The sequence below is a fragment of the Chengkuizengella sediminis genome, from assembly GCF_010078385.1.
GTDB lineage: Bacteria > Bacillota > Bacilli > Paenibacillales > KCTC-33759 > Chengkuizengella > Chengkuizengella sediminis.
The window spans coordinates 102,383-114,827 of sequence record NZ_SIJC01000007.1; the positions used below are offsets into that span (position 1 = coordinate 102,383).

The 12,445-nt window shown below is 33.4% G+C and carries 7 protein-coding genes; all 7 read left to right on the forward strand.

The window, feature by feature from the left end; genetic code table 11:
* Positions 1-2,586, forward strand: coding sequence for a metallophosphoesterase (locus EPK97_RS14815; RefSeq protein ID WP_162037407.1), 2,586 nt, complete (start codon positions 1-3; stop codon positions 2,584-2,586).
* Between the two features lie 353 nt (positions 2,587-2,939).
* Complete coding sequence (locus tag EPK97_RS14820) at positions 2,940-3,125, forward strand: hypothetical protein (protein ID WP_240903830.1); 186 nt, start codon at positions 2,940-2,942, stop codon at positions 3,123-3,125.
* A 43-nt stretch (positions 3,126-3,168) separates the two neighbouring features.
* The gene (locus EPK97_RS14825) at positions 3,169-4,053 is read left to right on the forward strand and encodes an SDR family NAD(P)-dependent oxidoreductase (RefSeq protein ID WP_162037408.1); all 885 of its coding nucleotides are present in this window, start codon (positions 3,169-3,171) and stop codon (positions 4,051-4,053) included.
* Between the two features lie 230 nt (positions 4,054-4,283).
* Entirely contained in the window at positions 4,284-6,356 is a 2,073-nt protein-coding gene (locus tag EPK97_RS14830) for a choice-of-anchor J domain-containing protein (protein WP_338075715.1), read from the forward strand.
* Between the two features lie 340 nt (positions 6,357-6,696).
* A complete protein-coding gene (locus tag EPK97_RS14835) occupies positions 6,697-8,772 on the forward strand; it encodes an immune inhibitor A domain-containing protein (RefSeq protein WP_240903831.1) in 2,076 nt (691 codons plus the stop codon).
* Positions 8,773-9,235: 463 nt separating this feature from the next.
* A complete protein-coding gene (locus EPK97_RS14840) occupies positions 9,236-10,333 on the forward strand; it encodes a threonine aldolase family protein (RefSeq protein WP_162037411.1) in 1,098 nt (365 codons plus the stop codon).
* A 193-nt stretch (positions 10,334-10,526) separates the two neighbouring features.
* The gene (locus tag EPK97_RS14845) at positions 10,527-12,314 is read left to right on the forward strand and encodes an alkaline phosphatase (protein WP_162037412.1); all 1,788 of its coding nucleotides are present in this window, start codon (positions 10,527-10,529) and stop codon (positions 12,312-12,314) included.
* Positions 12,315-12,445 lie beyond the last annotated feature (131 nt).

A 12,445-nucleotide genomic window follows, 5' to 3' on the forward strand; every position in this document is an offset into this window, starting at 1 on the left:
ATGCAGATACAAACAAAAATGCATACGATCTTCATGCTGATCGGTTCAACGGAGTGTGGTAAAACCACTTTTGCTAACGAGGTTTTAATCCCCCAGTTAAAGTTTGAGGATGAATCGAAAAATGTGAAATCCAATATACAATACATTTCTTCAGATCGCATTCGACAAGAAGTGCTCGGTGTAGATTATGATAAATACGACCAACTTATGTTGGAGGCAAGTGATCAGTCTTTTCATTTATTGTTTGAAAAATTAAAAATGGTGACTTCATTTCCTATTAATGCGGAATTCGTAATAGTAGATACAACGGGGTTGACTGAGGATTTTAGAGCAAAGGTTAAAAGTGTTGCGCATGAAAATAACTACAACTTAGAAGTGATCCTATTCGATTATAAAAAAAGAGAAGATTATTACGCTTCAGAACGTTCCAAGAAATTAATCTCAAATCACATCAATCGATTAAAACGAGATGTACTTGGTTCACTGGCGAGAGAAGGATACTCTAAAATTCATAAAGTACGTGGAAAAGATTTTTACTCGATCACTGAGGGGAAAGCAAATTCTGATTATACCGTTGTGATTGAGGATCAGGATGAATATTTTCAAACGATATTACCGCAGGATCAAAGGGTGATTATTGTTGGGGATGTACATGAATGTGTTCATGAGCTAAAAAGTTTATTGCAGGATCATGGGTTCTCCATACAAGCAAATAAGATTACAGTTCCTGATAAGTTAAAAGATACAAAAATCCTTCTAGTTGGGGACTGGATCGACAAAGGAAAACAAACGAAAGAAATCATTGAATTTTTATATGAAAATCAAACGCACTTTTTATTTGTGTTGGGTAATCATGAGAATTTTGTTTATAAGTACATTCGAGGGGAAATTAAAGGAGTTGATCAAGAACTTCTTCACACTTACTTTGATTCAACTAATGTTTTGTTTAAAGATGAAATTTTGCTAGAAAAGTTTAATGAACTAGTTTCTATTTCCAAACCATTTTATAAATTCATAGGTATGAATGGGTCTTCTTTTGTTGTCACACATGCACCTTGTAAAAACAAATACATTGGAAAATTAGATGCAAACTCTATTCGCCACCAACGTAATTTCAGAATCAACCGAGATGAATCATTAGAGGAACAGCTAGCCTTTTTACAAGAAGAAGCAGTGAGTAATTATCCTTATCATGTGTTTGGGCATGTTGCAGCAAAACAAGCGTTTCGTATTAAAAATAAAATTCATATTGATACAGGAAGTGCACACGGAAATGCGCTAACATCTGTAAGTATCTCCTTTAGACCGTTTATAAAATCACATCAATCCAAGCAGGCGGTTCTCAAGGACGACCTTCCAATATTGTTTAAACGTGAAAGAAAAGTATCCATTCAAGATTTGGAAAAAGAAGAAACTCGCAGATTGTTTTACTGCTCTCGCAACAAAATTAATTTTATATCAGGAACGATGTCTCCTGCTGACAAAGATGAAGTAGAGCATAATCTCGAATCATTAAAATCTGGATTGAATTATTTTGCAGAAAAAGGGATGGAGAAGCTAGTGCTTCAGCCTAAATATATGGGATCAAGATGTAATATCTATTTGCATAAGGATCTTGAACAGTGTTTCGCAGTGAGTCGTAATGGTTATAAAATAAAGCAGATTGAGTTAACGGAAGTTTATCAACAATTGTTAAACAAATTCATTGGATATATGGAAGAAAATAAAATTGAAATGCTCATTTTGGATGGAGAATTACTACCGTGGAGAGCGCTAGGTGATGGATTGATTGAGAGGCAGTTCAAACCGATTGAGAAAGCTTTAGAAACGGAGTTTGATTTTTTAAGAAAAAATGGGTTTGAGGGTGCACTTGAGAAATTAAAAGAAAATTACAAGGAAAGTGGTTTTGAAAAGGACCAGTTTCACATTGGTAAAAAGGAATTGAATCAGAAATATGGTGCAAGCATCTATCAAAACTATAAAAATGTAACTGAAGTTATGAAATCATATGTTTCATTGGAAGAGCATGAAGCAGATTATGTAAATTACAAAGAGCAGCTTGAATTATATGCCCAAGAAGAAGATCTGCAGTATAAACCTTTTGCATTGTTAAAAGTGGTATACGAAAATGGAAAAGAAGAAATACCTGATTGGGTCACTTCGGAAATGTATCGTTTCCTATCAGATGATGAGTTCATCACCATTGATTTAACTGAGCCTGAAAGTTACGAAATAGCGGAACAGTTTTTCTCTAAGTTAACTGCCCAAAATGGGATGGAGGGTGTTGTAATCAAACCTGAAGTGGTAGAAAAAAATGTAGTCCCTTACATGAAAGTTAGAAATCCAAATTACTTATCTATCATTTACGGTTACGATTATCGTTTTCCACATAAATACAATAAGTTAATGAAACAAAAGAGGATTCATAAAAAGCTTCGTACTTCTTTAAATGAATATCACTTAGGAAATAAAATGTTAAATGTCGGTTATGATGAAATAAAACCTGACAATGAAACTTATAAGGAAGTAGTAGCCAACCTATTGTTTGAGGTTGCGGGAGAAAAAGAAATTGATCCTAGGCTGTAGTTTTGTTGATTCGTAAACAAATATTGAAGTATATTTATTTAACTAGAAGAGCATTCCTCTTCTAGTTTTTTTATAACATATGAATTAATCAGTTTTATAAATTCAATGCATCAAGAAAATCAACCTTTAATGTAGGATCGACAACATCTCTGAAAGGTTACTTATAAAGGATTTTCTTATAGAGATTACTTTTTACATAAGAGGGGTTTTAAGTTAATTTGTCGAATTAAATTGAATTATGTAATTGAGGAACTTTAGAAAAAGGTTTAAATGACCTCATATGAAAGCTTGGTGACAAATTAAGTGTAGGTACAGTACATACTTTTCAAGGTGCTGAGAGAAGAATTATTATTATGTCTACAGTTTATGGCAATGAAGATGGTTGTTATTTTATAGATGTAAATAAAAGCATGTTAAATGTCGCTGTATCTCGTTCAAAGGATAGTTTTATAGTATTTGGAGATATCAATAGTTTCAAGAAGAATAAAAGCAGTGCAAGTGGATTATTAATGAATTACATCAGTAAAAATGCTGTTTAGAACTTAAGGTAAAGATTTTTAATTCATAGAGAGGATGAACAAGATGGAGGATAAAAAGATTTGCCTCATCACAGGTGCTAATTCTGGAATAGGAAAGGCTGCGGCTATACAAATAGCCAAGAAAGGCTATCATGTGATTCTTGCTTGCAGGAATCAAACAAGAGGGGAAAAAGCGCTACAGGATGTAAAAACAGTAAGCAGCAGTGAATCGGTTGAACTAATGCTTGTAGATATGTCATTAAAATCTTCTATTAAAGATATGGTTAAAAAATATCGTGCAAAATACAATAAATTAGATATACTTATTAATAACGCAGCATTTTTTGATATTAGTCAAAAAGAAGTCAAGTTAACAAATGAAGGTATAGAAAGTGTATGGGCAACCAATCACTTAGGACCGGTACTATTAACACAACTTCTGCTAGAACCTCTCGAACTCAGTCCTCAAGGTCGTGTCATTACTATTTCTTCAAAAGGTTTGATTGTTCATCCTTTTATACAAGTTCAACTTGAAGATCCAGAATTTCGCACTCGCAAATTTAATGTTTCCAAAGCATATTACCAATCTAAAATTGCACAAGTCACGTACACCTATTGGCTTGCCAAGAAATTAGAAAATACCAAAATAACAGTAAATTGTGTTCGTGTAACAAATGTAAAGCTGGATATCAGCCGCTATCCTAATCTTTCAAGTCTTGCTAGATTTGCCTACTCTCTAAAAAGCAAGAGTTCTTTATCACCTGAAGAAATGGCAAAAACATATACTTATTTAGCAACTTCTGATGAAGTGAGTAGAGTGACTGGAAAATATTTTGATGAAAAAAATCAAATGGTTAGTTCTTCAAAATATAGCCATAACTTCGAGAATGTGAATAAGGTAATGGATTTAACTATGAAGTACTTGGAGACTTCATTGGTTGTTCAATAAGATAATAACAAAAAATTCCATTAAGTAGTTGACAGAAAAGCACCTATAGGGTGCTATTTTTTTCGAATCGAAAAGATATGTTAAGTAATATGCCATCAAATATTTTTGTAAACCCTACCATTTTCCAAAATTTACACTTGTTATAAATATGAATCACATTGTATAATTGTACGATGTCATGTTTCGTGACATAAAAAAGAAATACATACAACATGAGAGGGGAAATAAGTGTGAGGAAAAAAGTGATTTCAGCAATTTCAACTGCAATTTTGTCAGCATCATTGATTGTTCCGTCGTTTTCAGGAGTACAAGTTTCAGCAGCACCCCCAAGTGTAAATACAGAGAGATATGGGGATGTATTAGATATTGGCTCTGAATTAAGACAGCAATCTGAAGATTTAAATTTTCTACAAAGTGCAGAAGAAAAACTGATAGAACAAGCAGTAATTATTGCGGAAAATGAGGAAATGTCAAGTTCTGATAGTGATTCGGAAAGCAATTTCACATTTGATGGAGGAACAAAATACTTTTTAAACAGAGATCTAAGTTTGAAAACATTTACATTAAGAAGTGTTGGCAATAATGTAGAAATATGGGTTGCTGATGATCTCTCATTCCCTGAGGGAGATAGTCGACCTGCTCATGTGGTAACACAAGAACAAGCAGATCAAATGAGAGATGAGTTTGAAGATAACATTTATCCTAAAGTAGTCGACTTCTTTGGTGCACCTGATACGCTTACAGGTCAGGATGCAGTGTTGCCCGGTCTTTTAGATCTTCCAGAAGACTATTATCTATCTGAAGAAGGGAAAAATATTATTCTAGTAGATAACATTATTGATGATCAATACAATGATCCTTCCTATCCGTTTTTCGTAGCTGGATTTTTCTGGTCAACTTATGAAACTTATATAGACCGTAATATTATCTCTATTGATTCTGTCGATTGGGATACTAGATTAGAAAGCACATTTTTTGGAACTGTTGCTCATGAATACCAGCATCTTATTCATAGTGATAAAGATGGTGATGAAACAAACTGGATTAATGAAGGAATGTCCGATTTTGCAGAATATATCGTAGGATATGGGCACCCAATGGGTCATGTAAACTATTTCCTTGATCACCCAGAAAATTCACTTGTGGAATGGGATGAGTATTATGCAAGTGGAGACCCTGAAACGTTAGCAGATTATGGTCAAGCCTATTTGTTACAACTCTACTTGAGTGAGCAATTTGGTAAGGAGTTTACACAAGCATTACTTAATGATGAAGCAAACGGAATTGAAAGCGTGAATAATCAATTAAATTCATTTGATACAGGGATTGATTTTGGTGAATTATTCAAAAACTTTAGCACAGCTGTAGCCATCGATAGTAATACACCTGGAGATGGAATATATGAATTTGAAAGCATTGATTTAAAAATTAATTTTGAATCTGCTGCTGAATTTGAAAAGGATGGAGTTCCGGCATGGGGAGCTAATTATAAAGTGATTGAGTTGGATGATAAAATACGTTCAATTAACTTTGATGGTGTTAATTTCCTTCCTCAGAAATGGTTATCTGTTGCAGATCCATTAGGTTCTGACAATGAAGTATTGTGGGCTAACGATGGAGACGAAATTGATAACAGTATTATCATCACAGCCGATCTTACAGGTGTAGATGAAGCGACATTAACATTCGATAATTTCATTGATATTGAAGAGCAATGGGATTTCGGTGTAGTTCAAGTATCTGTAGATGAAGGTGCAACTTGGACTAATTTAGCCAATGAAAATACACGTTCCGATGTTGTAGAAGAAGGTTACCCGGCAATTAAAGAAAACCTACCTGGATTTACTGGTCATTATACAGATTGGCAGCAAGAAACATTTGATTTATCTGCATATGCAGGACAAGAGATTTGGGTATCATTCCGTTATTTAACTGATTGGGGTTACAATGATACAGGTTGGTATGTAGATAACATCTCAATTCCAGAAATCGGATTTACTCAAGATGGAAGTTCTTTAGATGGATTATATTCATTAAATGAACTAAACAGTGAATACGTAGAGTATGCTGTAACGTTTATCAACGAAAGTAATGTAGGTAAAAATGGAAAGAACACTAAATATAAAGTCGTAGATGTAGATCCTTTTAACGTGACAGAAGAAGATGCACTTGAATTACGTCAATTATTTAATAATGGTACGAACTATATGATTATCTGGTATGCTCCAACAGGTGGAGAAAAAGGTGCAGTAGACTTCACTTATGAAATTACTACTAAAAGTGAAGAAAAAGTAAAAAAATAATAGAAGTTGAATAAAGTAGGGGCTGTCATTAGGCAGCCCTCTTTTAATATTTTCAAAAAATAAAAATCTTTTTGTCAGATGTTGGAGGATTATTTGGGATGTAATATTTTAGTATATAGTTCCTTTTAACTATTAATATAATATACTAAAATATTACAAATATAATAATATATTATATTTTTCGACAAAAGTTCTTAAAATACACCCGATAATACCTACAAATTTCGACACAATAACGATATTAAGGTATGTATACTGAATATAAACAAGCCTTAATCTGATTTTAGAGATTGTCATATGGAAGGTCTTGTAAATACATATGCATGAGAGGAGAAAAATGATGAAGAAAAAAGTATTTTCTGTAATTTCAACAGCTTTATTATCGATCTCACTAATTGTTCCAACATTTTCTGGAGGTCAAGTTTCTGCTTCAACTAACGATATTGATACTGCAAGATATGGAGATGTCATAGACATTGGTTCTGAATTAAGACATCAATCCCAAGATTCCGACTTTTTACAAAAAGCTGAGGAGCAACTAAAAGAACAAACTGCTATCATTTCTGAAAATGAAGAAGATTCAAGTTCTGAAGAAGCTTCAGATGGTAACTTTACATTTAATGGGGGAACTAAATATTTCTTAAATAGAGATTTAAGTTTGAAAACATTTACATTAAGAAGTGTTGGCGATAACGTAGAAGTATGGGTTGCAGATGATCTTTCGTTCCCTGAGGGAGATAGTCGACCTGCTCATGTGGTTACACAAGAACAAGCGGATAAAATGAAAGATGAGTTTGAATTAACTATTTATCCTAAGGTAGTAGATTTCTTTGGTGATCCAGATACACTTACTGGTTCGAATGCGGAATTACCAGGTCTTGTAGGTTTCCCAGAAGATTATTACTTATCTGAAGAAGGTAAAAATATTATTCTAGTAGACAATATTATTGATGAACAGTTCGAGGACCCATCCTATCCGTTTTTTGTAGCTGGATTTTTCTGGACAACGTTAGAACAATACATAGATCGCAATATTATAACAATCGATTCTGCAGATTGGGAGAATAGATTAGAAAGCACATTCTTTGGTACTGTTGCACATGAATATCAACATCTTATTCATAGTGATAAAGATAGGGATGAAACGAATTGGATTAATGAAGGAATGTCCGATTTCGCGGAGTATGTTGTAGGATATGGTCATCCAATGGGTCATGTGAATTACTTCCTTGATCACCCAGAAAATTCTCTAGTAGAATGGGATGAGTATTATAATAGTGGCTCGCCTGAAACATTAGCTGATTATGGTCAAGCCTATTTGTTACAACTTTACTTAAGTGAACAATTTGGTAAGGAATTTGTACAAGCTTTATTGAATGATGAAGCTAACGGAATTGAAAGTGTGAGCAATCAATTAGCTGCATTTGATACAGGAATTGAATTTGGTGAATTGTTCAAAAACTTCAGTACTGCTTTAGCTATCGATAGTGACAAACCTGGAGATGGAAAATATGAATTTGAAAGTATTGATTTAAACATCAATTTTGAATCTGCTGCTCAATTTGAGAAGGATGGAGTTCCGGCTTGGGGAGCTAACTATAAAGTGATTGAGATTGATGACAAAATACGTACGATTAACTTTGATGGTGTTGATTTCCTTCCTCAGAAATGGTTAACTGTTGCAGATCCATTAGGTTCTGACAATGAAGTATTATGGGCTAACGGAGGAGACGAAATTGATAACAGTATTATCATCACAGCCGATCTTACAGGTGTAGATGAAGCGACATTAACATTCGATAATTTCATTGATATTGAAGAGCAATGGGATTTTGGTATGGTTCAGGTTTCTGTAGATGAAGGTGCAACTTGGACTAGTTTAGCCAATGAAAATACTCGTTCCGATGTTGTAGAAGAAGGTTACCCGGCTATTAAAGAAAATCTACCTGGGTTTACAGGACATTATGCAGATTGGCAACAAGAAACATTTGATTTATCTGCATATGCTGGACAAGAAGTTTGGGTATCATTCCGTTTCTTAACAGATTGGGGTTACAATGATACAGGTTGGTTCGTGGATAATATCTCTATCCCTGAAATCGGATTTACTCAAGATGGAAGTTCTTTAGATGGATTATATTCATTAAATGAACTAAAAGGTGAGTATGTAGAGTATGCTGTAACGTTTATCAACGAACGTAATGTAGGTAAAGATGGAAAGCATACAAAATATAAAGTCGTAGATGTTGATCCATTTAATGTGGAGGATGAAGATGCACTTGAATTACGTCAATTATTTAAAAATGGTACGAATTATATGATTATCTGGTATGCTCCAACAGGTGGAGAAAAAGGTGCTGTAGACTTCACTTATGAAATTATTACTAAGAGTCAAGGAAATCCAAAAGATAATTAAAATGAGTATAGAAGTGTAAGAATATAATAGTATGATAGATGAGAAGGGATTGCCTAAAGGTCTTAAAACAGATCAACGGGCAATCCCTTTTTCTCTTACAAAATGCTATTAAATCAATAAATAATGATATGTAGAAAAAAGACATGTTATTTAAATTTGACAGTTATTTTATTTTTTAACAGAATCATGAGTGTGTTAATATATGGGGACAAGATACGTAGTTTCGTCATTAGTTTAAATGATGTTATGAATGAAAGTAGTGATTCTTTAAAATGAAATTCAGTGTTTTCTTGTTCATTCTCGGTATATTAACGATGTTTTTGAGTCTTTTAATTGGAGTTATGTCATTCATTTCAGGGGATTTTATGGTTATGTGTTATTTCGGGTTTCTGAATGGAGCTTTAGCTGTTGGTATTGCTGAGTTACTGCAGAGGAAGTAGATACTTTGAAAGGGGTTATATTAATGAGTCAAAGTAATACTCTAGTTGAAGCATTTAAACAGACCAATTATCAACTTAATGGTCATGGGAAAAGAAATATCCAGATATTAAAAGAAGCAATAACTGAATTGGATGGTTTACAAGAAAGTGATATGTATGGTCAGGGGAAGATCATAGAAGATTTTCAAGCAAAGATGGCTGATTATTTAGGAAAAGAATCGGCAGTATTTTTCCCAAGTGGAACGATGGCACAGCAGATAGCATTAAGAATTTGGTGTGATAAAAAAGTACTAAAAAAAGTGGCTTATCACCCTTTGTCTCATTTAGAAATTCATGAAGAAGATGGGTTGAAAAAGCTGCATCATATTGAATCCGTATTGCTTGCTGATAAAACAAGATTGATTGAACTGGAAGATGTGTTAAACATAGAAGAGGATGTAGCTTGCATATTACTTGAATTACCTCAACGTGAGATTGGTGGTCAATTACCTGATTTTAAAACGCTTGAAGATATATCTGGATATTGTCGTGATAAAGGCATTAAGTTGCATTTAGATGGAGCAAGACTTTTTGAGATATTACCATATTATAAAAAGTCAGCAGTTGAAATATGTAATCTTTTTGATAGTGTTTATATCTCATTTTATAAAGGGATTGGAGGAATTGCAGGGGCTATACTTGCTGGGGATCCATCATTTATTGAAGTATCAAAGGTATGGAAAAGAAGGCATGGTGGAGATTTAATTAGTTTATATCCCTATATAGTAAGCTCTGAATATTATCTTGATCAGAGATTACCTAAAATGAATCAGTACTATGAATACGCGATAGAAGTAGCTGAATTGTTCAATCAATGTCGTTCTGTTTCAACCCTACCTATTCAACCTGTTTCTAATATGTTTCATGTGTACTTTAATATTTCCAAAGATAAATTAGAACCTATACTTACAGCTATTTATAAAAAAACTGGGATTGGTCTCACAAGTTATGTAGTAGAAAAAAGTGAACAAAGTTGTTATTGTGAGATAAATATTGGAGATCAAGTTACTAAGATTCCAAAAGGGAAATTGACAAAAGGATTTCAGATGTTAGATGAAAGTATGAAAAATCTTAAGTACTAAATAATATATTTGAATAGTTTAATGAGACTCAAGCTAGAATGCTTGAGTTTTTTCTTTGAAAAACATTGATATCTATTTAATATTTAACAAGATTTTATTGAAAGATAACATAATTAGGGTTTCTATTTCATTCCCATTTAACACACTCACAGTACATTAAGAAAGGGTTGAATAAGTGGGGAGGAAATGACAAATGATGAATTGGAAGAAAACATTTTTATCTGTTAGTTTAGTTAGTTCTTTGGTCGTTAGTAGTTTTGGAGGAATTTCTAAGGGAAGCAGTACAGCAGAAGCAGCTTCAAAAAAAGAAGAATTGAAAAATATTATATTTATGGTTGGAGATGGAATGGGTGTGCCATACATGACTGCACTTCGTTATTGGCATGACGATCCAAGCACAACCGAATATGAAAAAACAGCATTTGATCCTTATTTAGTAGGATTGCAAACGACCTATCCAATAGATGAGGAACATAATATAACAGATTCAGCATCAGCTGCTACAGCCATGTCTGGAGGAGTAAAAACATATAATGGAGCTATAGCTTTAGATAACGATAAATCAGAAGTGAAAACAGTACTTGAGCAGGCAAAAGAAAATGGAATGTCTACAGGTTTAGTTGCAACTTCACAAATTAATCATGCCACACCTGCTGCTTATGCTTCACATGATGAATCTCGTAAAAATTATGATCAAATTGCAGATGACTACTATGATGATTTAATAGATGGAAAGCATAAAATTGATGTGATTCTTGGTGGAGGTACTTCATATTTTGTACGTGAAGACCGTAATATTGCTGAGTTATTCGAAGCAGATGGTTATAGTTATGTTACTTCTCGAAATGAGCTTTTAAATGATAACAATGATCAGATCTTAGGATTATTTGCACCTAAAGGCATGGACAAAATGATTGATCGTGCCGAAGATATCCCCTCTTTAAGAGAGATGACTAAAGCAGCAATTGATAGATTAAGTGAAGATCAAGATGGTTTCTTTTTAATGATTGAAGGGAGTCAGATTGATTGGGCTGGACATGATAATGATACTATCGCTGCGATGAGTGAAATGATAGATTTTGAAGAAGCATTTAAAGAGGTTATTGATTTTGCAAAACAAGATGGTGAAACGCTTGTTGTTGTGACTGCAGATCATTCTACTGGTGGATTTTCTATTGGAGCAGATGGCGTGTATAACTTCTTCATTGATCCAATTAAAGCAGCAAAAAGAACACCTGATTTTATGGCAAATGAGATTATAAATGAAGCGGACATTGAAGAAACATTAAACGAATTCATTGAGTTAGAATTAACACTAGAAGAGATTCAATCGGTTAAAGATGCAGCAGAAGTTGATGAAGAAGAAAGATACTCAGAGATTGATAATGCAATAGAAGATATTTTTAATAAACGTTCTTTATCTGGTTGGACAACTGACGGACACACAGGGGAAGAAGTACCCGTATATGCTTTCGGTCCAGAAAAAGATCGTTTTGTAGGATTAATTGACAACACTGACAATGCAAAAAGAATATTCGAATTGTTGCAAAGAGATTCAGTGGAAAATAGTGATAGTACTGAATCGGCTGCAATTGAAGATTTAACTGCAAAAAGAATTCTACCAATAGATACAGAGGATAAGTTAAAACTAGATCAAAAAATTACTCGTGGTGAAGTTGCATTACTTTTACAACGTGCTTTAGATTTAGAAGTTTCTGATAATAAGGCAGTTTTTAAAGACGTAAGTGAATCACATCCATATGCAGAAGCAATTGCTGCAGTAACAGAGGCGGGGATTTTCCAAGGTTATGGAAATGGTGAATTTGGAGTAAATGAAAAGCTGACAAATGAGCAGCTGATCGTTGTTTTTGAAAAAGCATTCCAAAAAGATATTTCTAATGAAGAGTTAGAAGATGATCCAAAACACAAAGTGTCTATAATAGAATTTGCAGTAGCTTTATCTAATGTTTTAGACATCTAAGTTCACAAACTATGAAATAAATAAAATAAATATGATTTTTGAAAATTAGCAGACTTACTTGAAAAAGTGAGTCTAGTTTTTTGCTTTGTCTTCATCTTAAGGCTTATGAATCAACAAGTTTTTCTTCTTTT

Coding starts and splice junctions, on each gene's coding strand:
- EPK97_RS14815 (WP_162037407.1), top strand. CDS start 1: ATGCAGATACAAACAAAAATGCATACGATCTTCATGCTGATCGGTTCA.
- EPK97_RS14820 (WP_240903830.1), top strand. CDS start 2,940: ATGTCTACAGTTTATGGCAATGAAGATGGTTGTTATTTTATAGATGTA.
- EPK97_RS14825 (WP_162037408.1), top strand. CDS start 3,169: ATGGAGGATAAAAAGATTTGCCTCATCACAGGTGCTAATTCTGGAATA.
- EPK97_RS14835 (WP_240903831.1), top strand. CDS start 6,697: ATGAAGAAAAAAGTATTTTCTGTAATTTCAACAGCTTTATTATCGATC.
- EPK97_RS14840 (WP_162037411.1), top strand. CDS start 9,236: ATGAGTCAAAGTAATACTCTAGTTGAAGCATTTAAACAGACCAATTAT.
- EPK97_RS14845 (WP_162037412.1), top strand. CDS start 10,527: ATGATGAATTGGAAGAAAACATTTTTATCTGTTAGTTTAGTTAGTTCT.